The sequence below is a fragment of the Pseudoalteromonas maris genome, from assembly GCF_049257235.1.
Classification (GTDB): domain Bacteria; phylum Pseudomonadota; class Gammaproteobacteria; order Enterobacterales; family Alteromonadaceae; genus Pseudoalteromonas.
In genome coordinates this window covers 54,562-76,798 of sequence record NZ_JBMMUF010000013.1, presented here as the reverse complement: position 1 = coordinate 76,798, position 22,237 = coordinate 54,562, and the positions used below count along the sequence as shown (strand labels likewise).

Here is a 22,237-nt window from a genome sequence, read left to right as displayed (position 1 = left end):
CAAAAGGGAACTAATAATGATTACAGCACATGTGCGGCGTGTCTTTATATTCTTAACACTCATATCTTTTAGTGGTTGGAGTTTAGCCAGCCAATGTCCTGCGAGCAACGTGGTGTTAGACCCACCCGTGTTCGAATGGACTCACCATCCGGTTTCAGCAGCTAACCCCGAAGAGTATTACAGCGGTACGTTAGAAATGGGCGAGGCGTCGTTTGTTATTAATGGTGAAACATTAACAACGCGGGCGTACAGGCAGCAAGGGCGAGAGTATTCAATACCCGCACCGACATTCATTATGCAGCCAGGTAAAAAGTACGTTTTGCAGTTTAGAAACTTATTGCCTTATCAAGCTCCTTCACCAGAGCATAATGTGTACAAAGACCCTGATATAACAAACGTTCATACTCATGGCCTTCATATTTCAGGGGAATCTCCTTCAGATGATGTAACACGCTATTTTGAAGGTGGTTTTGGTGGTGATTATGTGTGGGATATTCCCGCTGATCACATGGGGGGCACATATTGGTATCACGCCCACAAACATGGCTCGACCTTCTTACAAGTATCCAGTGGTGCCTTCGGCATGATTATTATTGACGACAGTCAAGATGACATCCCCGCTAACGTGGCCGCAATGCAAGAACGCCATCTGGTTATGGGGTATTTAGACTCTTCTGTAGCAGGCACTGGTGGCGATACGATTGTAGGTGGCGACTTTACTCCTAAATGGACCATTAATGGCAAAGTGTCAGCAAACTTATGTTTACCGCCAAACACGTGGCAGCATTGGCGCATATTAGTGGCTGATCGTGATGCTCGAATTAAGAATTTGAATGTCGGTGAGTCGTGTGAAGTGGCACTGCTGGCTCGAGATGGGGTGTGGCGCACAGAAGTGCCGAAGATGTTAACTACCAATTCCATTAATCTAACGGGAGCGTCTCGTGCAGATTTAGCGGTGCGCTGTAGTGGTGATAGCAGCATTTCTTTAGGCACCAATACCATGGCACAGATATTTGTAGACGGTACTACAAATACACAACCGAGTCCTTTTGCTGAAGATGGTGTATCAACGTGGCAGTCAAAACGACCTGCGTATTTAAAAGACCTAAGAGGGGCTACTTTAGACGGTACAGCCACCATCAGAATGGGTGCTCGAACCATTAACGGTAAATCATTTGATATCAACGACCCAACGTTGTCATTGAACGTAGGTGGTGTTCATGAATGGAGTTTACGTGGCGCGACGAACCACCCGTTCCATCTGCATATTTACCACGTGCAGGTGCAAGGAAACTGCGGTGATTTTGAAGACGGGGAATATTATGACGTGGTGTCTGACAGTTGTAGCATTCGCTTTAACTTAGACCCAGCAACTTCCTCTGTTTATGACGGCAGAACCATTATGCACTGTCATATTCTTGAACACGAAGACCAAGGCGCGATGGGCTGGCTAGATGTTATCGGTGGAAAAGCGCCGCCGACATTCCCCGTTAACGGTGATATCAGTGCTACGTATTCACCCTATTACCCATTCTCAAATGGCAACTCTGAACCACCTGTACCGCCTACTGGCCTTAGTGCGACAGCCATATCGGCCAGCCAAATTAATCTGAGTTGGACAGATAATGCTAACAATGAAGATAGATTTGATGTGCTGCGCTCTAGCGATGGTGTGAACTTCGTGCCAGTTGCGAGTGTTGCAGCGAACCAGTCCCAATATTCAGATAGTAATTTACTTTCACAAACCGAGTATTTTTATCAGGTTAATGCAAGTAATGCCAACGGTACCTCCGCTAACTCTAACCTTGCATCTGCAACCACGTTAGAGAGCGTGGCGGGCACCCAGGTTCAAGTGAGAAGTATTACTGTAAGCACGGTATCGCTCGCTAGAGGGCTCAAGGCAGGAAGTGCCACCGTGATTGTTGAAGACGACCAAGGCAATCTCATTGCCGGTGCAACGGTGAGTGGCGAGTTTAGTGGCACCTTTAATGAGGTAATTCAATCAAGTGCGCCAACTAACGCTGATGGCGTTACCACCATTACCAGCTCGCAAACAGCAAAAGGCAGTGTGTCGGTGACCTTCTGTGTCACAGCTATAAGCGCGCCTGCATTAGCCGATTTTGTTGCTCAGCCCCCTGAGGTGTGTGGCAGTTTATAGTAAGTCACACGGCGATAATTAGATCACCAAGTAAACAAACAGGGCCGCGTTATGCGGCCCATTTATTCACGCACGAAGCTGAGTATCTGTGGGTTATTGAATCAAACTTACTTGCTTCACATAGGTATCAGTTTGTAATCCAAAATGACCCAGAACATAGGTGTATGATGCGTTTTCCCCCCACAAGCGACTACTGTGAATGCCATACACATAACAGGTTCCTGTTGAGCAAACGATTTGATCCGAGTAGCTCTTAATGGAATACACTTTATCGCCCAATGCCTTACCATAAATGCTATTAAGGAAAGGGCTGCCAACGGATAATCCATAATAACCACAAGTGCTATTCCACACGTTGTATGGGTAAACCCCACAACTGAGTAAACCTCGAGCCGCTCCCGCAACGCCTACAAAGGTATCCACATCTGATGCCATCCCCAGCTTATAGATTTGTTGTGCAGCTAAGGTGACTCCCATTGAGTGGCCGATGACATCAATTTTGCCCGTGCATGATTGGTTAATGGCAGAGAGGATAGCGCTGCGCACCGGTGTCTCTTCGCTGCCATTGTGATCATTGCAACTGGCACAAGATTTCGAACCCCAGTTAGGGGTAAAAATTTCACTACTTGAATAGCCCTTGCTGAGCAATGCGTTAATCGTGTTGTTCCAACTTGAAGGGGATGCGGTATTGCCATGTACCAAAACAACGTTATCGCGGCACGCTGCAAAGGCCGTGGTACATGCACTTAAGCACAGGACTAAGAGAGTAAGTATGCGTATCATTGGTGTTCTCCAGTTTAACATTTCATTTACAAAGTATAAAAATTAACCTGCTCTGGATATAGTACTTTCGTGCTGAGGGGGTTTTTACGGTGATTGAGTGAATAGTGTGCAAATAAAGGTTATTTGCAGGAATGAAGTGAACTAACATGTGGCTACTGTAGTATGTTTGCTATTGCCCCTCATTAGAGCGAAAGAGGAACCCACTATGTTAAACATGGACTTTGCCCAAAAGCTGGCCATCGAAACGGCAAATCAACCTTGGCTGGCGAGCCCTGCCAAAGGCGTTTGGCGTAAGCCTTTAGAACGAGAGGAAAAGGAGTCAGGACATACGACCAGCATCGTAAAATACGAAGCAGGATCGCGCTTTAAACCTCATCCGCATCCTTTGGGTGAAGAAATATTTGTACTCGAAGGTGTATTCTGTGATGAGCACGGTGATTATCCAGCAGGTACTTATATTCGCAACCCGCCGGGCAGCGTTCACGCGCCTTTTAGCGAACAAGGCTGTGTCATTTTCGTAAAACTCAATCAGTTTGATGAGCATGACTCAAGCACGGTACGCATCAACACCAATGAAACGCAGTGGCAGCAGGGCCAAGGAGGCCTACAAGTAATGCCATTACACAGCTACATTCACGAACATACGGCGCTAGTTAAATGGCCACAGGGGGAGCAATTCGTACCTCACAGGCATTTTGGCGGCGAAGAGATTTTAGTACTCAGTGGCGAGTTTATTGATGAGCATGGCTCATACCCCAAAGGTACGTGGATACGCAGCCCACACATGAGTGAGCACTCACCTCACGTTAACGATGAAACAATCATATTAGTTAAGGTAGGGCATCTGCCATTAGAGCCCTAACTTTGCTCTGCTGTGATCTCCCACAATCACCTTTCTTATCGACAAAAATATCAGCTTACTAGCAATTACAATTGACCTTGGTGTTAGTCCAAGGTCTAGACTTGATTTATAAGCAATTGTTGCAGGCAACACCTTGTAGCCTTAAGCATCAATATCACTTTATGATTTAGCGAATTTATTGTGCGTACTCTTAGCAAGGAGATATGTATGTCAAAGTCACGCCAGCAACAACTTTTAATAGAAGGTGCGGGTTGCGCAAGTTGTGTGGGCAAAATAGAAAAAGCGCTGAAGGCCACTTATGGCGTTGAAGATGCACAGATGAATTTTGCTGACAGGACGGTTGTGGTTACTGGTACTGCTGACATCAAAACACTCATTTGCGCAGTAGAATCTGCGGGTTATAACGCCAAAGCTTTTGACACCAGTGATGTTGATGATGCGTTTGATGAGAAAGAGGCCGCTGACTGGGCATATTACAAAAAACTCATTCGCCACACTGTTATCGCTTTGTCTTTGGGCGTGCCACTCATGCTATATGGTTTATTGGGTGGAGCTATGACGGTTAATACCACCAATGAGCGTCTGGCTTGGCTGGTGGTTGGCGTTCTAACCTTGGTGGTCATGTATTTTGCAGGTCGTCATTTTTATGTTGGTGCGTGGCGCAGCTTCCTAAATCACTCAGCGAATATGGATACGTTAATAGCGCTTGGCACAGCAACGGCGTGGTTGTACTCCATGGTTGTGGTGTTTATACCTGATGCAGTGCCGATGATGGCGCGACATGTATACTTTGAAGCGACTGCGATGATCATCGGATTGGTTGATTTAGGTTTGGCCTTAGAGGTCAAAGCTCGGGGTAAAACATCTGAAGCGATAAAGCGCCTTATTGGCTTACAGGCCAAAACAGCAACCGTTATCAGAGATGGCAAAGAAGTGCGTATAGCTATTGAGAGCGTGCTAAAAGGCGATGCCGTTAAAGTGAAGCCGGGAGAGAAAATTCCGGTTGATGGGGTCGTACTTGAAGGACATACAGCGGTTGATGAGTCAATGCTCACAGGTGAGCCCATGGCTGTTGCAAAAGGCAAAGGTGATGAGGTGGCCGCGGGTACGATTAATAAATCTGGTATGGTGGTTTTTTCGGCAACGCACGTGGGTAAAGATACTGCGTTAGCGCACATTATTGACATGGTCAAAAGGGCGCAAAACTCTAAGCCATCCATAGGGCGCATGGCCGATGTCATCTCGGCCTATTTTGTACCTTCGGTGATGATTATTTGTGTGCTCAGTGCACTTGCGTGGCTGAACTTTGGCCCCCAGCCTAGCATCGCGTTTGCGGTTGTTAGCGCAACTACCGTGCTGATCATCGCTTGTCCCTGTGCGCTTGGGTTGGCAACACCCATGTCGGTGATGGTAGGAGTAGGGAAAGCAGCTCAAGCAGGCGTGCTGATCCGCAATGGTGAGGCGCTGCAAAGTGCGTCAAAAATCACCGCTATGATATTGGATAAAACGGGCACCATTACCGAAGGAGCACCTAAGGTCACTGATATTGTTCTGGTCCACGGCGACGATGAGCACAGCGTAATGCAATTGGCTGCAAGCTTAGAGAGTGGTTCCGAGCATCCATTGGCGCAGGCCATTGTTGAAAGTGCGCAACAGCAGCAAGTTGAGCTTTTAAAAATAGAGGGCTTTAACGCACTTACAGGGTTGGGCGTTGAAGGTCGCTGTGATGGTAAAGCGCTGCTCTTTGGCAATGAAAAGTTGATGAGTGAGCGGGGAATTGCCTGTGATGACTATGTGCATCGCGTGCAAGAGTTGGCAAAACAGGCGAAAACGCCCATGTACTTTGCAGTTGATGGAACGTTGGCGGCGATCATTGCCGTTGCTGACCCCATCAAAGATGATTCAGTGGGTGCAATTGCACGTTTAAAAGCGCATGGCATAGAGGTGATCATGCTCACCGGAGACAATAACGACACCGCCGCCGCGGTTGCAGCTAAAGTGGGAATAGGTGAATTTGTCGCACAAGTCTTACCTGAAGATAAAGCTGACAAGGTAAGGCAATTACAGCTGCAAGGTCATGTTGTTGGTATGACAGGCGATGGTATCAATGATGCGCCAGCTCTAGCACTGGCCGATGTGGGCTTCGCTATTGGCACCGGTACAGATGTGGCGATTGAGAGTGCCGACATCACCTTGATGCGCGGCTCATTGCACGGCCTTGCTGATGCAATTGCAGTGAGTAAGGCAACGCTTCGTAACATTAAACAAAATTTGTTTGGCGCATTTGCGTATAATAGTGTCGGTATTGTGTTTGCGACGGGGGCTTTGTATCCCTTCTTTGGGGTGCTGTTAAGCCCTGTTATCGCCGGCGCAGCGATGGGTTTTTCGTCAGTTACCGTGGTCTCCAACGCCAATCGACTGCGCTTTTTTAAAGCTAAAGAGCACTAGGACTCATACAATGATACTCATAAACATACTTGGTTTCGCGCTCATAGGTGCCATTGTGTGGTGGTTTTGGTTATATACACCGCCTAGCACCGCGATAGCTGAGAAGACTCTGCTGATTGAAGTGGTTGATGGTGTTTATATTCCTTCCTCTGTTGAGGTCAAAGCAGGGCAGAATATTACGGTGCAATTTAAACGTACAGACCCATCCCCCTGTGCTGAAACTGTTATTTTTCCAGCACTCGAGGTGAGCGCGACGTTGCAAATTGGCGACGTTACTCAAGTGGCCTTAGGTGCACTCGCAAAAGGTGAGTATGCTTTTCATTGTCAAATGCAGATGTACCGAGGGGTATTAAAAGTAGTGTAGAACATGCGTTTAAAAAGAATAAAACGCGCCAATAGGGCGCGTTGTTATTAAATGGCAAGTCACAGTGCTTTTAAGCTGAGCTCTAACATGGTTCTTATTTGCTGTACTATTTTCGCCTCTGTTTCAGGCTCAAACTGTTGAATGCGTGGCGTGTGGATATGGCCAGTTGGAATGTCTGAGTTCAACTCATTGCGCAGGCGAATACTGCGATACGATATTTCATTCGACAGATAGCCACCACCGCCTCCATTGACAGCCACTGCCCCCTCTAGCTCCGATAACGACTTTGGTTTGAAGGTTTTTTCAAGCGTGGTGACTTCATGGTTATCGTTGATTTTGTAAGGGCCTTTTGCTTGTTGCATGTGTGCAACGGGCAAACTGAACTCAACAAATTCATTGCCTGGTAATGGGCGGCCATTGAGGCTTGATATTTTTGGGGCAGTTTGGGTGCCACCATAGACGATATTCGCGTTGTCAGGTGCGGTTACACTGCGGCGCTTACCAGGGAAGCGTTCCAAATCAAAATCAGTGCGGCCCATACTCACAGTGACCACCATATCGACACTATTAAGCGCGTAGTAGGGCGCAAGCAGGGCCTCAATCATACCTTGGTCAAAGTCTTCATAGCGCACTGGGATCATCACGGTATTGATCTGTGCGTCGATGCCATCATGACTGATCACTTGACCGTCGAGCAATAACGCGGCAACGCCTGACGGGTTGCTTTGGTTAATGTTTCTATCGAGCAAGAATGGATCAAACCCTGTTAGTAGAATCTTCTTTGACGTGTTATGTGTGTATTCAAGGTCGCTTTGCCCACGGCTGCCTTGCTCAAGTAAGTTAAGCAATACATTTTGTTCAGTTTCGCTCATGGCATAGCCTGTTGTAATGGAACGAATCACCTTACTTGAAAGTAAGCGTGCCCAATACAATTCGCGGTCATCATAGCTTTGTGTTGCAGCGATACGGGCTTTGGCATCTTGCCATAGTTGATGTGCGTATTCTTGCACTAAGGCTTTGGCTTGGGCAAAGTTTTGAGCTTGGCGCCATTGCTTTTCAAACTGTTCAACTTGGGTTGAAAATGCGGTCAATACATTGGGCATGGCTTGAGTCGCTTTTTCAATGCGTTGCTCCTCTACACTGAGCTCGGTTGCAAATGACGAGAAAGCGCATAACAAAGCACCTGTAAGAATAGGGAGTTTAGTCATGACGAACCTTTATTTTTGTTATGTATTTATACTGAGGTAACTATCCTACGCTCGCCTTAACAGTGCAAATAAATCAGTTGAGCGTTTTGATGATTGAGCATTGCTCAAGGATTACCTACAATAGCGTTCACTTTAAATATCAAAGAAACATCACCATGACAGATTCAAGTGCAAAGCCAGCTATTCCAGATATGCTATCTATCAACCCACGCAGCAAATTCTATAACGAAGAAATCCTTCAGCATGAAATTGGCGTGCGTTTTAACGGCAAAGAGCGTTTTGACGTAGAAGAATATTGCATCAGCGAAGGTTGGATTAAAGTAGCTTCACCTAAAGCGCTTGACCGCCGCGGCCAGCCTTTATTGCTTAAGAGCAAAGGCACTGTAGAAGTCTTCTACCGCGAGTCATAAGATTCAAAATGTAAAAAAGCAGGCTCAGATAGCCTGCTTTTTTTGTTGAAAATCGTACCCAAGCCACCTACCTTAAGACATTCACATTGGACGTGGATATTAAAAATGAAATGGATACCCCTTTTAGCGTGTGTACTTCTGTCTTCACCTCTATACGCTAATGATCAATACACTGAATCCGAATGTATATTACTGCAACATCAGGCAAATGACTTTAGTCATAATAAATTGTCAGTGCAGTACCGTAGTGCTAAACAAAAACTGGATAAACACTGCATAAATCCAAAGGTATTTGAGCGAACAAACCAACATATTTATGTGACCAATGTCGCCCAAAAGCCAATGAAAAATAGCAATGTAAACGAACCAAGGGTAGTCCAAAAGATGCCCAAAGACATTCAACGTGAAACGCACACCTACACATATACACAGGCTACTTATGGGTTAGGGCTGATGTTCATAAGCGTCCTTATGATTGGGCTGTTTTTTCTATTTTGCTTGGGCTTGATAGCCGTGCATCGAATAGCACTTCCCTTTAAATTAGTAAATCTAGGGGAGTGGCGTGTTAATCAATTACTCAAAGTGCTTACAAAACGAACTGATGTGTCACTTTACAAAAATATGCTTTTCAAAACCAAGAATGGCGAATGGACGGAAGTAGATCATTTGCTCGTTACACCTTTTGGTGTTTTTGTGATTGAAAGCAAGGACTATAAGGGCTGGATTTTTGGCAGCGAATACCAAGCGCAATGGACCCAAAGTTTGATACGTTTAAAAACGCAGTTTATGAACCCCCTTAGGCAGAATTTTAAGCATTGCAAAGCAGTGCAAGAATACTTGGATGTAGACAAAGGCATTGAATCTTTAGTGGTTTTCGGTGATAGAGCGTCTTTTAAAACGCCTATGCCAGCTAATGTTGTGATGTTGAGTGATATGACTAATTACATACTTTCTTATCGTGAGATTGTATTTACACCAGAGCAATTGAATATGATCAATGTGTTACTGGAGTTACGCGAGGAAGCTACAACAGAAGAAGATTACCGAGAACATATACAGCAGGTTAAGGAAATCAGAGCAAGAACTCAGTGACGTCGCATTTGAACTGCGCTTTATTCGCCAGTACATACCTAAATCCTAGGGCGTGTTTATACACAGGCCCAGACCTGTTACTCTTTGGCTCATCTGAATTTAAGAGAGTGATAGTGATGATTAACGATAACGAAATCATTGAGAGCCTAGAGGCGTTGGAAGAGTTTTTACGCTTAGTTGAAAGCGGTGCCTTGGGCCTTAAAAATGCAGCTGGTATTGCTTTGGCGACCAACAATGCCGATGGTCGTCCGTTTGTTGCAGTGCTAGATGACAATCACCAGTTGTTATATGGACGTTGGGTGTCGCAGGATGTGTATGAAAATGGCAAAGAAATGATTCAGCGAGGTCCGCAGAAAAAGCACTAGTGGTACTAGCTGACATGAATGAAAAAGCCGACATGCAGGGATTAAGCAAAAATGTCGGCTTTGGTCTTGCAGTTAGACTGTGAATACCTAAAGTGTTTTAGTCGCGCTTGTGATCTCAGCGAGCGCTTCTTTGAGCATGGTAATATGCTCATCTCCTTCGACTTTATCGATACCGACACTTATGATTTGCTGCGCTTCTTTGGTATGGCCCATCTTGGCAAGTGATCTAGCCCAAAATTCATACAAGAAGGTCTCTTTATCATTTATATCCACCGCAATTTCAAACAGGAAGGCTGCGTAGTGGGGAGATTTCTGCCAGCGCTCGTGTGCGAGCATCGCTAAGTCTCTATCGCCTAGTTGAAGCTGAGTTACTAGCTCTACTACTTTTTGTTGATACTGAGCATTAATTTGCTCTATTGAATCGCTACTGCTTTTAACATTATCGAGTATTTGCAATAGCTGTTGAGATTGCACTTCACGTTGCGCTTTGAGTTCGCTCCATGATTCGTTCACCTGAGCTGTGGCCAGCTCAAGCGCTTTATCTAACGCCTCGTCAGCAGCAACTTCAACATCAGGTTTTACACCCACACTTTCCCAGTTAGTCTTGGTGACTGGGTTGATTGCCGTACCCGTTGCGATAAACATGCGAAAGTTCTCATCTATCGTAAACATACCCCCGGGGTTTGCTCCGCCACCAGTTGTTGTGCCAATAAGCGTTGCGCGGTCGCGAGTTTGCATGTTGTAGCTAAATTCCTCAGCGCCCGAGAATGTCTTATTGCTGGTAAGCACATAAAGTGGCACATCAGGCATTTTCTTGCCATTGACTTCGTCTAGCACATAAAAATCTCGGGTTTCATCACCCTCGCGAAAATAAAGGCTGTTGAGTAATAGCGGTTCATCAAAAAAGTAACTACACAGGTATTGCACGGTTCGCGGAGAGCCTCCGCCATTTTTACGTAAGTCTATGATCACAGCATCGCTGTTAGCCAGCAATTGCATTGCTGAGTCGATGTAAGTTTTGCTGTGCGATAAATGGGAAAATCCACGTAAATCAAGATAGCCAATGTTGTCTGCAAATACCTTGGCTTCGACAACGCCTTGATTGAGTTTGTCAAAACGCGCTTTTGTGGTTAATTTCTGATGCAGACGAGACTCTGCGCCCTTGACGTCTTTTTGGACTGGATTTGCCTTTACCCTCAGGTGCCTATCTTCGGCGTGCTGTTGTAGCCATGTTGATAACGCGTCAGCAAATTCTTCATCGTCTAGGTAGTTTGAGAATTCGCCATTTTTCAATGCGGCGGTTAATTTTTTATTGGTGTGTGCAGCCATTTCTGGGAACACATACTTATCGCTCATTAATTGGGTAATCTTTGTGATTACTTCTTGCTGTTGGGCCTCAGTGATTGGCTTTGCTAATACGGGGGCGCTGGCGAAACTTAGTATCAGCGCGATTGTCGCTTTTTTCATTCTTTTCATGTTCTTAATCCCTTATTCGAGAGAGTCTATTTGTTAGTAAATCAGTGTTTGGATAAAAAAAATTGTAAAAAAGTAAGGGCTAAATAAAGGGATCGTATACACCGGTAAAACGACGTTGAATCACATCACATACGTGCCCCAGTGTGTAGTCTGGATGAGCCTTAAAATAGGTTTTTGGGGGTAAGCCGCACACTGACTTAAATTCTCTGTTCAAGTGTGCTTGGTCGTAGTAGCCGACGTCGAGTGCCGCATCGATGAGATGTGATTTCCTGTTATATGCGTGCAACACAAAGTTGTTTAACCGCCATACCTTACAGAGCTCTTTAGGTAACAAGCCTAAATTAGCCATAAAGTGATCTCGCAAAGTGACTTTGCTCACGTCAAATTGACTACAGATCTCATTGATTTGTATGTCGCCACGGCAGAGCAAAACGGCATTTGTCTGAGCTCTTAGTTTGCTATTGATAATGAAGTCAGTGTCTATAAATTGCCGTTTTAGCCATGGCAATATTATGCTGACACCTTGTTGTAACTGTATTGCTGATGCCTGCGCTGGCAACATCCGCAGCCATCGCATTAGCGCATCGAACTCGCAGTTGTCGACAAAGATTTCCTTGCTACTTTGTAGCGTGTTTTTTATCTCGTACGCGCTGATTTTTTGCTGTTTGAAAAATGCGAAGGGTTTAAGTGAGACCACCATCAGCCATTGTTCTTTGTCACTTTTGAGCTGATATGAACTTAGTTGTTGGCCCAGAAGGCTTGAGCCTGCTGCTACAGTGTGTGTTGTATTATCTAAAGGGCTAAAGTGTATGGGTTCACAATGACAAAATAAATGAAATACACCCTGAGGTAAGCACGTCAATGAGCCGGCTAATTTGCGCAGGGCAATGCTCTCGATAAAGGGGGATAACAAAGCGGGTGGTTTAACTTCAATGTACGTAGCTGATAACACGCCAATAATCCCTTGATTGCAGCTTGGTTTACACTGTAACCAATAAAACACATCTTTGTGCCAAAAAGTTGTGACAAATCATGTCAGAACAGCTGTCCAGTTTATTAACGAGGCGCAGCAGCAATCGCTAAATCATTTACTTTAAAGTGAAATTAGCTTAGGCTACTTATCGAACATTATTCGAGAGCGTTATGACGAAACTGGTTTCACAACTCATGATTGTTGCAGTAGTACTGATTGCCATGTTTGGGCAAGCAGCGGCTAGTTCTGCAATGATGTGTGAAATGTCGATGCCAATGCATGCCAACGGCAATGCAATGTCTGCTACCTCAATGACGATGATGGACCACAGCAACATGAACCATCAAGAGATGGAGCATGTGAGCGCAAACATGGCACACAGTATGGCTGGTGATGACTGTTGCGATGACAGCTGTTATTGTCCGCCTAATGCCTGCGCGTCTTATAGCGCTTTGAACTCAGTGCCAACCTTGGCCGACGTTTATACCGGTGGTGAGTCTATTATCACTGCTGCTGTTCAGCTTCCTTTTTCTATACACACTGCTTTTTTCCGCCCACCCATTTTCGCCTAACACAGGGCTAATGCGCCCAAAATTTGGTAATTGGTACCCATGTACCCTTGTGTTAACCCACGCTAATGCGTGACAAATCCAGCCTGTGCTGGGGGCAAAAATGATTAAGAAGTATGTACTAACTATCGTGGCGTTATGCCTTTTAATGCCGAGTGCTGTGCTTGCAAAAGAGAGCACTAACAATGAGTTACTTGAATTAATGGTGTATAAAACACCAACATGTGGCTGCTGTAAGGCGTGGATTACTCATATCGAAAACGACGGCATCATCGCGTATTCACAAGACTTTCATGATATCAGCCCGGTGAAAGCCAAGCTTGGCATCGGGGCTAATTACCGCTCTTGCCACACTGCAATTACACGAAATGGCTATGCCTTCGAGGGGCATGTTCCGGCTAAATTCATTCGCCAATTTTTGCAACAAGATCACCCAAATGCCATTGGTCTGACTGTACCTGCAATGCCTGTGGGCTCGCCCGGTATGGAAGTGGGCGATAAGTTTATGCCCTACAAGGTACTCATTTTATTCAAAGACGGCAGTAGTGAGGTTTTTGCTGAGATTAATTCTTATGAGGAACAGTTCTAATGAAGGCTTGCTCTTTTCGCACATCGACAATCGTGCTTGGCTTAACGCTTGGGCTGAGTTCACCTGTTGCGTTATCGCAGCAAAAGCTATCCCTAGAGCAAGCGATTATGCTTGCGCATCAAAATGACCCTTGGTTAGAAGGTAATCGTTTACAACAGCAAGCGATTGAACACAAAAGTATCGCTTCGGGAACCTTACCAGACCCAACGGTATCAGTTGGCTTGATGAATATGCCCGTGGATACGTGGAGTTTTGAGCAAGAAGGGATGACGCAGTTGAAAGTGGGTGTGACGCAGATGTTCCCCCGTGGCGATAGCCTAGATATCACGCAAAATAAGTTGCAATTACAATCAAGCCAATACCCACTTTTACGTGCTAATCGCAAGGCTCAACTACAGAGCCAAGTGTCACAATTATGGCTCGATGCGTATTTGGCGAATCGTACGATTGAGCTAATAAAAGCGGATCGCGTGCTATTTGAACAAATTGCAGAGGTCGCGCAGGCAAGTTATGCCAGTGCTATCGGCAAAACACGTCAACAAGATGTGATCCGCGCGCAGCTAGAAATCGTGCAACTTGAAGACAGATTGACCGTTGAGCAGCAAAAGCTCGAAACGTCATTGGCGGCACTCAATGAGTGGTTGCAGGAATATGACCAAGAGGCACAGGCGCTGAACTTTGATGTAAATGATGCGCAACACACCTACAGCGTAGCTGATGCGCTGCCAGCAATGCGTTTATCGAACGGCGATTTACTGGCTGCACAGCCATACAATCGCTCTGCTGTAGCGGCGGTCATCGCTTCGCACCCAGCGCTGATGGCAATCGATGTAAAGCAGCAAGTATCAGCGAAAGATGTGGAATTGGCGCAGCAAAGTTATAAACCTCAATGGGGCGTTAATGCCAGTTATGGCTATCGAGGAGATATGCCATCAGGAGACTCTCGAGCAGACTTTTTCTCCGTTGGCGTGTCGTTTGATCTGCCGCTGTTCACCCAGCACCGCCAAGATAAACAAGTTGCCGCATCGGTTGCTCAAACTGAGGCTGTAAAAACTGAAAAGTTACTACTAATGAAGCAGATGTTGAGCGCAATTGAAAAAGAAATGAAGCAGATAGTGCGCTTAAAAGATAGAAAGTCGCTCTATGAGAATCAGCTTTTGAAACAAACTTACGACCAAGCTCAAGCTGCATTAACCGCGTACACCAATGACGATGGTGATTTTGCAGAAGTTGTAAGAGCTCGCATTGCGGAGCTAAACGCGCGTATCTCAGCATTGAAAATCGATGTTGATTTATTGAAAACCGTAGCGCGCATCAATTACTTTTTTACCCGTTATGAGCCCCAGCACTCAAATGAGGGCCAGTCACAGCATAATCACCTAAGTGGAGAACAATAATGTCAGCTAACAACAAAACCATTATCGCCGTGATTATTGGCGCAGTACTTGGCGCTGCAAGTATGAGTTTATTCCAAGGTGAGCACAGTGCGGGTGAAGGCGCAGCGCCAGACTCAGGTGAGAAAAAGCCACTGTATTGGGTTGCGCCTATGGACTCTAATTACCGCCGAGATAAACCGGGTAAATCGCCTATGGGCATGGACTTGGTGCCTGTTTATGAAGAAGACACAGGCGGTGATGACATTGGCCCTGGTGCGGTGAAAATTGCACCAAATGTAGTGCATAACTTAGGTGTGCGCACAACAAGCGTTGAAACAAAAGCAATGGAAACCACCATCTCCACCGTCGGCTATGTGCAGTACGATGAGGATGCGCTTATTCATATTCATCCACGTGTTGATGGGTGGATTGAAAAGTTGCATGTCAAAGCAGCAGGCGATCCAGTAGAGAAGGGGCAGCCTTTATATACGCTCTATTCTCCTCAGCTAGTCAATGCGCAAGAAGAGTTCTTAATCGCGCTTAAACGCAATACACCGTCACTTGTGTCAGCGGCAAAAGCACGCCTTAAATCATTACAGTTGTCAGCAGAGTTTATTGCCACCCTTGAGAGCACCAAGCGCGTGCAGCAAAACATTACCTTTTATTCGCCGCAAAAAGGGGTGATAGAGGGGTTACAAGTACGCGAGGGATTTTATGTCAGCCCAGGCAATACGCTTATGAGTATTGCTAAGCTAGATCAGGTTTGGGTTGAAGCTGAGGTATTTGAACGCGATGCTGCGCTTATCAGTGAAGGTCTAGATGTGACTATGACGCTAGATTACCTGCCAAGCAAACAATGGCAAGGTGTGGTCAGCTATGTGTACCCGACTTTGAATAGTCAAACTCGTACACTCAGAGTGCGTTTGAAGTTTGATAATCCAGGTTATGAGCTTAAGCCGAATATGTTCGCTCAGGTGGCTATTAAAGCTCAAAAGAGTGCTAACGCATTGGTTGTGCCAAAAGAGGCAGTGATCAGAACGGGTAAGCAAGATCGCGTGGTGCTTGATTTTGGCGATGGCCAGTTTAAATCCATTGCAGTCACGATAGGGCGCGTCGGTGCGGATGAAATTGAGGTATTAGACGGGCTGAATGAAGGTGATGTCGTAGTCACTTCGGCGCAGTTCCTTATTGACTCTGAATCGAGCAAGAACTCTGACTTTAAACGCATGTCAGTTAATGACGAGCCAAAATCAGTATGGATGGAAGGCGAAATCAACAGTGTGATGGCAGGCCACAGCATGGTGAATATTACCCATGGCCCTGCAAAAGAGTGGGGATGGCCAGAAATGACCATGGATTTCATGGTCGCCGATTCTGTTGACATCAATGAACTCAAAGCTGGCCAAACGCTGCACTTTGAAGTGACTAAAGCCGATGATGGTAGTTACACCTTGACCGGTATTCACATTATGACTCAGCCGCAGGTATCCAGTGCCACAGTAGATGGTGTCATTAACGCGATTGATGCACAAACTGGGGTGATAAATATCAGCCGTGGGCCGATAGAAAAATGGGACCGCCCAGCGGCGACCATGGACTTTATCGTAGCGCAGGATGTAGATATTTCATTGCTCAGTGTAGGCGATGACGTGACCTTTACGTTTGAGATAAGAGATGATTTTGTGATCACTGAAATCTCACCAGCGGGCGAAGTGCAACAGCATCAAGATGCTGTTGACCACTCGATGCATTAAGTAAGGGAGTCGATGTATGATTGAATCAATAATTCGCTGGTCCGTTGGCAACCGCTTTTTTGTATTACTGATCACCTTAATCATTGCTTTCGGTGGAGTGTATTCATTGAAGAATACACCAGTTGATGCAATCCCTGACTTATCTGATGTTCAGGTAATTATTAAAACTAGCTACCCCGGGCAAGCGCCTCAGGTGGTGCAAGATCAAGTAACCTTTCCTCTGACTACAGCCATGTTGTCAGTACCGGGAGCACAAACTGTGCGCGGTTTCTCGTTCTTTGGCGACTCCTATGTGTACATCATTTTTGATGACGATACCGATCTATATTGGGCTCGCTCTCGCGTACTGGAGTACCTGAGTCAAGTAGCTTCAAGTTTACCAGATACTGCTAAACCGCAACTTGGCCCCGATGCCACTGGGGTGGGCTGGGTGTATATCTATGCACTTGCAGATAAGACCGGTAAACATGACCTAAGCCAACTGCGCAGTATCCAAGATTGGTTCTTGAAATATGAGCTGCAAACCGTACCTGGCGTATCTGAGGTTGCGGCTGTCGGTGGTATGGTCAAGCAATACCAAGTACAGGTAGACCCAGATAAGTTGCGCGCGTATAACATCCCGTTGGCGCAGATACAGGTCGCATTGCAACGTGGCAACCAAGAAACTGGAGCCTCGGTGGTTGAGTTGGCCGAAGCCGAGTACATGGTAACGGCAACGGGCTATATCAAATCTGTGCAAGATATTGAGAAAATTCCACTCGGTCTCAATAGTCAGGGCACTCCTTTGCGTGTCGGCGATGTAGCCACTGTCAGCTTAGGCCCACAGATGCGCCGTGGTATTGCCGAACTAAACGGCGAAGGCGAAGTAGTGGGTGGTGTTGTCGTAATGCGCTTTGGTGAAAATGCGCAGCAGACCATCAATGGCGTTAAGGAAAAGCTTGAATCATTGAAGTCGTCATTACCTGAAGGTGTTGAAATTGTTCCTGTTTATGACCGCTCAAAGCTTATCGAAAATGCGGTTGATAACCTTTGGAGTAAATTGGTTGAAGAGCTTGCGATAGTCGCCTTGGTGTGTGTGGCCTTTTTGTTCCACTTGCGCTCGTCGATTGTGGCTGTCGTGACATTACCGCTTGGGATTTTGGTGTCGTTTATTATCATGCACATGCAGGGTATTAACGCCAACATCATGTCCTTAGGGGGCATTGCCATCGCCATTGGTGCGATGACCGATGGCGCCATCGTGATGATAGAAAATATGCACAAGCATATGGAGAAAACGCCGCTGACCAATGAAAATCGCTGGGAAATAGTGGCAAAAGCCGCCTCAGAAGTAGGCCCTGCGTTATTCTTCAGCTTACTTATCATCACCGTGTCCTTTTTGCCTGTATTTATCTTAGAGGCGCAAGAAGGACGCATGTTCTCTCCGCTTGCTTACACCAAAACATATGCAATGGCGGCGTCTGCTGGTTTAGCAATTACGCTGGTGCCTGTATTAATGGGCTATTTCATTCGCGGTAAAGTGGTATCAGAGAAGAAAAATCCACTTAACCGCTTGTTGATTGCCATCTATACCCCAGTGCTGAGACAGGTAATGAAGTTCCCGAAAATGACTGTGGTATTGGCGATTGTGCTGACGGTTGTGGGCTTCTACCCAGTAGATAAAATTGGCAGTGAATTCATTCCACCTCTTGATGAGGGGGATTTGATGTACATGCCTACAACGTATCCGGGGATCTCTATCGGTAAAGCGCGTGAATTGCTGCAACAAACAGATAAGCTAATTCGCACCGTGCCTGAAGTTGAGAATGTCTTTGGTAAAGTTGGCCGCGCTGAAACGGCAACCGATCCAGCGCCATTGACCATGATTGAAACCTTCATTCAGCTTAAGCCAAAAGATCAGTGGCGAGAGGGCGTAACCACTGAAAGTCTCAAGGCTGAATTTGATAAACTTGTTAAGTTCCCGGGGCTTACCAATGCATGGGTCATGCCGATAAAAACGCGCATTGACATGTTAGCGACAGGGATTAAAACGCCTGTTGGTATCAAGGTGGCAGGGCCTAAGTTGGATGTGATTCAACAAATCGGCCAGCAAATTGAACAGCTATTGCCTCAGGTGCAAGGCACCGCGTCGGTATACTCTGAGCGTGTCGCGGGTGGTCGTTATATCACCGTGGATATTTCGCGTGAAAAAGCCAGCCGCTTTGGATTAAATATCGCCGATGTGCAGCAGGTCGTCTCAACTGCCATAGGTGGTATGAACGTGACGCAAACCATTGAGGGGCAAGAGCGTTATCCTGTGAACCTGCGCTACCCTCAGGATTACCGTGACTCACCAGAGCAGCTATCCCGTTTACCCGTAGTCACACCTAGGGGCGAGCGTATTGCGTTGGGTGATGTGGCGGATATTCGCATTGAGATTGGTCCACCGGGTATTAAAAGTGAAAATGCCCGTATTAATGGTTGGACCTTCATTGATATCGCAGATGTTGATGTTGGCACCTATGTTGAAAATGCCAAGGCGCATTTAGCGGCCAATCTCGATTTACCAGCAGGCTATTCGATTAACTGGGCTGGCCAATATGAATACATGGAGCGTGCGAAAGATAAGCTGACCTATGTATTACCACTCACCCTCGCGATTATTGTGGTACTGCTTTATTTAAACTTCCGCTCTTTGGTGGAGGTTAGCATCATCATTATTACTTTGCCGATGGCGATGATTGGTGGTTTGTGGTTAATGTATCTCGAGGGCTTCAACTTCTCTGTTGCCGTGGGCGTTGGCTTCATAGCCCTAGCAGGGGTCGCTGTGGAAATTGGCGTGATCATGTTGGTTTATTTAAACCAATCCTTCAAGGAAGCGAAAATCCGTGCCAAAGAGCAAGGTACCGCGTTTGGTCGAGCGCAATTGACCGAGGCCATTATGGAGGGGGCGGGAATGCGAATTCGCCCTGTGATGATGACTGTTGCCACCATTATCACTGGTCTTATGCCAATTTTGTATGGCTCAGGTACTGGCTCTGAAGTGATGAGCCGAATTGCTGCGCCCATGGTCGGCGGGATGCTCAGTGCCGTGGTACTTACCTTATTAGTATTGCCAGCGGTGTACTTTATATGGCGAGCACGGGCCATCGACGCAGACAATACCCCCCCATTTAGCTTGCTAAAAAGCAGCCGTAAGTACCACAAGTGGTTAATGCTGTTTTTAGGCTCTCAGTTTGTGGTGTGGTCTGTAACTGGTGCTTATATGGTGTTTTTTGATATTGACTATATTCACGGCGATACCTTAGTCAAAAATCATCAAACAAAGGTTGCTTATCAGCAAGTCAATTACCCAATGAGCTCTTTGCGAGCGCAATATCCAGAGTTAGAAAATCTGTCACTGGGAGTGCATGTTGATAAGCCTGTTTATCGCTTTGTGCAGCAAGATACACACTATCTCGTGGATGCTAACTCAGGTGTTTTATTGTCACCACTGAGTGAAAAGCAGGCAATTGCCGTTGCCAAACATGAGTATACAGGCAGTGGGGATGTGCGCAGTGTTGAGTATATTGATTCCAATCCTCCATTTGAGTTGAGTCGCCGTGTGCACAATGCGTTGCCTGCTTGGCGTGTGAACTTTGATAACTTTGGTAGTCCTTCATTGTATATCTCAGCGCGTTCGGGTGAAGTGCTGGCGAAGCGACATGAGTGGTGGCGTCTATTCGATTGGATGTTCAGATTCCATGTTATGGATTACCAAGACAGTGAGATTGATAACCTGTTGCTGTTTTGGTTTACCCTGTTTGGCATTTTTGCAGGCCTTGCGGGTATGATTTTGGCTTACTTCAGAGTCATCAAAAAGAACGAGCAAGAACATTCACTTACCCAAGATCTAGATAAAAATAATAATATTCAAAGAGGTAGTGTCTAATGCAGTGGGTTAGAACAATACACAAATGGACGTCGGCGGTGATCGGCATCCAATTTATGCTGTGGTTAATTAGTGGTATTTACTTCAATGTAATGGATCACCATAAAGTGGGCGGACACACCTACCGTGCTCATGCCCATCACGAAACAAACATTGATGTCTCTGCATTAGTTGAGCCTCGCGAGATACTAGCCAATGCCAATGCCAGTGTGTCACTTAAACAAATAGAGTTACTCGGTAACCCCTATTACTTGTTGACTCACAAGCTAGGTTTGTACGCTTATTTTGAAAATGACTACAGCCTATTTGATGCGTACACAGGAAACGAGGTGCGCATTGATAAGGCGTTTGCGACTCGCTTAGCCAAGCAATCATACAATGGCCCAGGCAGTGTTATGGATGTGACTTTGCTGCAGCCCCCTTTGGAGGATTTCCCTAAGCAGAAAAATGCGACGTGGCGCGTGAACTTTGATGACGATATTCAGACCAGTGTTTATATCGAAGATTATACCGGTCGAGTCGTGGGTCACAGTGACGCGCACAAACGCTTTGCTGACATCTTTTTCATGTTGCACTTCATGGACTATGGCAATGAGGGAAGTTTTAACAATATTCAAATTATTGTGTTTGCCTTTGTCACCTTGTGGCTATCGTTGACGGGGTTAATTTGGACCGTGGATCTTATTCGACGCGGACAGTATAAAGTGGCTGTGCTATCAAAACGCAGCGCCATTAAGCTCTTTGATCATCAGCAACAGCTAATCGATAAAGTGGAACTGTCGACGGCGAGCAATCTTCTCGATGGCTTAGCCGAACACCGTATTGCGTTACCATCGACATGCGGTGGTGGCGGTACATGTGGACGCTGTAAGGTGTTGATCAACCCCGCGCCTAAAGTGACATCAGCCGATCAAGAACATTTCACTGAGTCTGAGCTAAATCAAGGGTTTAGGTTGGCTTGTCAGCATTTTTCTGATGATGTTGAAGATATGACAATCTTTGATGTAACAGAAGCTAAAAAAGTTGAACTGACATTAGTTGGTAGCGAATTTGTTAGCCCTGATATAAAAGAGTTGCGCTTTAAAGTACAAGGTCCACCGTTGGCCTATAAGGCCGGAGCGTTTATGCGCTTCTTTATTCCGCAGGGTCAAGCACAGGCGCGACCAGCAGACATACCTGCTGAGTATCTTGCGCACTGGGATGATACGCAGGAGCAAGAGTTCCCGCGTCCAGCCTGTTCACGAAACTACTCGTTGACGTCAGTGAGCGAGCGCGATGATGAGTTGGTGTTTGCTATCAAATACCAACAAGCACCTGCAGGTCATTTGCCAGTTGGTTTTGGCTCAAGTTACCTGTGCAACCTCGGTATAGGTGATACGGTCGATGCGCTCGGTCCATTCGAGGAGTTCTACGTTGATGATGAGCGTTTTGCGCCAATCATTGTGATAGGTGCAGGTTCTGGAATGGCGCCATTACGCGCTATTATCAACGACTTGTTATTAATACGAAATTCCAAGCAGGTGATTCACTTCTACTTTGGTGCACGACATGAAGAAGACTTGTTGTATCAAGAGGAGTTTTTTGATTTGAGCCAACGATATGAAAACTTCAGGTTCACGCCGGTATTATCTCAAGCCAATGCTGATTGGTTAGGGGCCACGGGTTACGCACAGCAAGTCTTGTTTGATAATGTTGATAAAGACACGCTTAAAGGTGCGCATTACTATATGTGTGGTCCTAAAGCGATGATGGATCAAACTATTGAAAAGCTTGTAGAAATGGGAGTAAGCGCTGACGTAATTCACTTCGATAGCTTTAGCTAAAGCTAATAACAATAGACACCATATTCTAAAGCTAGGTTTCTGATTTGGGTATTAAGAATCAGTAACTTAGCTTTTTT

The 22,237-nt window shown here is 46.0% G+C and carries 17 protein-coding genes; 13 read left to right on the top strand and 4 right to left on the bottom strand.

The genetic code is table 11. The features are described from left to right. Positions 1-16: 16 nt before the first annotated feature. The gene (locus AAEU32_RS14885; protein ID WP_421971323.1) at positions 17-2,158 is read left to right on the top strand and encodes a multicopper oxidase domain-containing protein; all 2,142 of its coding nucleotides are present in this window, start codon (positions 17-19) and stop codon (positions 2,156-2,158) included. A 93-nt stretch (positions 2,159-2,251) separates the two neighbouring features. Here the strand turns inward: AAEU32_RS14885 and AAEU32_RS14880 are convergent, their stop codons facing one another. Continuing rightward, complete coding sequence (locus AAEU32_RS14880; RefSeq protein WP_421971322.1) at positions 2,252-2,941, bottom strand: alpha/beta fold hydrolase; 690 nt, start codon at positions 2,939-2,941, stop codon at positions 2,252-2,254. 205 nt (positions 2,942-3,146) lie between these two features. Here AAEU32_RS14880 and AAEU32_RS14875 point away from each other — a divergent pair, with 205 nt between their 5' ends. The 3 genes from AAEU32_RS14875 to AAEU32_RS14865 all read left to right on the top strand — a co-directional run bounded on the left by AAEU32_RS14875 (position 3,147) and on the right by AAEU32_RS14865 (position 6,615). After that, entirely contained in the window at positions 3,147-3,803 is a 657-nt protein-coding gene (locus AAEU32_RS14875) for a cupin domain-containing protein (RefSeq protein WP_421971321.1), read from the top strand. A 207-nt stretch (positions 3,804-4,010) separates the two neighbouring features. Further along, a complete protein-coding gene (locus tag AAEU32_RS14870; RefSeq protein WP_421971320.1) occupies positions 4,011-6,251 on the top strand; it encodes a heavy metal translocating P-type ATPase in 2,241 nt (746 codons plus the stop codon). Positions 6,252-6,261: 10 nt separating this feature from the next. Then, positions 6,262-6,615, top strand: a complete 354-nt coding sequence (locus AAEU32_RS14865) for a cupredoxin domain-containing protein (RefSeq protein ID WP_421971319.1) — start codon at positions 6,262-6,264, stop codon at positions 6,613-6,615. Positions 6,616-6,674: 59 nt separating this feature from the next. Here the strand turns inward: AAEU32_RS14865 and AAEU32_RS14860 are convergent, their stop codons facing one another. Then, positions 6,675-7,823, bottom strand: a complete 1,149-nt coding sequence (locus tag AAEU32_RS14860; RefSeq protein ID WP_421971318.1) for a PA0049 C-terminal domain-containing protein — start codon at positions 7,821-7,823, stop codon at positions 6,675-6,677. 155 nt (positions 7,824-7,978) lie between these two features. Here AAEU32_RS14860 and AAEU32_RS14855 point away from each other — a divergent pair, with 155 nt between their 5' ends. From AAEU32_RS14855 to AAEU32_RS14845, 3 genes are all read left to right on the top strand, one after another. Beyond that, positions 7,979-8,233 (top strand): DUF3297 family protein, encoded by a 255-nt coding sequence (locus AAEU32_RS14855; protein ID WP_421971317.1) that lies wholly within the window; start codon positions 7,979-7,981, stop codon positions 8,231-8,233. Between the two features lie 105 nt (positions 8,234-8,338). After that, a complete protein-coding gene (locus AAEU32_RS14850; RefSeq protein ID WP_421971316.1) occupies positions 8,339-9,325 on the top strand; it encodes a nuclease-related domain-containing protein in 987 nt (328 codons plus the stop codon). 116 nt (positions 9,326-9,441) lie between these two features. Continuing rightward, positions 9,442-9,690: a hypothetical protein gene (locus AAEU32_RS14845; RefSeq protein WP_421971315.1), complete on the top strand. Its 249-nt coding sequence runs from the start codon at positions 9,442-9,444 to the stop codon at positions 9,688-9,690. 87 nt (positions 9,691-9,777) lie between these two features. Here AAEU32_RS14845 and AAEU32_RS14840 read toward each other — a convergent pair whose 3' ends face one another. Both AAEU32_RS14840 and AAEU32_RS14835 read right to left on the bottom strand, forming a co-directional pair. Next, positions 9,778-11,166, bottom strand: coding sequence for a S41 family peptidase (locus tag AAEU32_RS14840; RefSeq protein WP_421971314.1), 1,389 nt, complete (start codon positions 11,164-11,166; stop codon positions 9,778-9,780). 79 nt (positions 11,167-11,245) lie between these two features. Next, complete coding sequence (locus AAEU32_RS14835; protein ID WP_421971313.1) at positions 11,246-12,118, bottom strand: helix-turn-helix domain-containing protein; 873 nt, start codon at positions 12,116-12,118, stop codon at positions 11,246-11,248. Between the two features lie 191 nt (positions 12,119-12,309). On the opposite strand from AAEU32_RS14835, the gene AAEU32_RS14830 reads away from it, so the two are divergent. The 6 genes from AAEU32_RS14830 to AAEU32_RS14805 all read left to right on the top strand — a co-directional run bounded on the left by AAEU32_RS14830 (position 12,310) and on the right by AAEU32_RS14805 (position 22,160). After that, positions 12,310-12,711, top strand: coding sequence for a hypothetical protein (locus tag AAEU32_RS14830; RefSeq protein WP_421971312.1), 402 nt, complete (start codon positions 12,310-12,312; stop codon positions 12,709-12,711). Between the two features lie 100 nt (positions 12,712-12,811). Then, positions 12,812-13,297, top strand: a complete 486-nt coding sequence (locus AAEU32_RS14825) for a DUF411 domain-containing protein (protein WP_421971311.1) — start codon at positions 12,812-12,814, stop codon at positions 13,295-13,297. Next, positions 13,297-14,694 carry a TolC family protein gene (locus AAEU32_RS14820; protein ID WP_421971310.1) on the top strand — a complete coding sequence of 466 codons (1,398 nt, stop codon included), beginning with the start codon at positions 13,297-13,299 and terminating at the stop codon, positions 14,692-14,694. Before AAEU32_RS14825 ends, AAEU32_RS14820 begins: the two co-directional genes overlap by 1 nt. Further along, complete coding sequence (locus AAEU32_RS14815) at positions 14,694-16,427, top strand: efflux RND transporter periplasmic adaptor subunit (protein WP_421971309.1); 1,734 nt, start codon at positions 14,694-14,696, stop codon at positions 16,425-16,427. The genes AAEU32_RS14820 and AAEU32_RS14815 overlap by 1 nt, the downstream gene beginning before the upstream one ends. A gap of 16 nt (positions 16,428-16,443) precedes the next feature. After that, entirely contained in the window at positions 16,444-20,337 is a 3,894-nt protein-coding gene (locus AAEU32_RS14810) for a CusA/CzcA family heavy metal efflux RND transporter (protein WP_421971308.1), read from the top strand. Continuing rightward, the gene (locus AAEU32_RS14805; RefSeq protein ID WP_421971307.1) at positions 20,337-22,160 is read left to right on the top strand and encodes a 2Fe-2S iron-sulfur cluster-binding protein; all 1,824 of its coding nucleotides are present in this window, start codon (positions 20,337-20,339) and stop codon (positions 22,158-22,160) included. The genes AAEU32_RS14810 and AAEU32_RS14805 overlap by 1 nt, the downstream gene beginning before the upstream one ends. Positions 22,161-22,237: the final 77 nt, after the last annotated feature.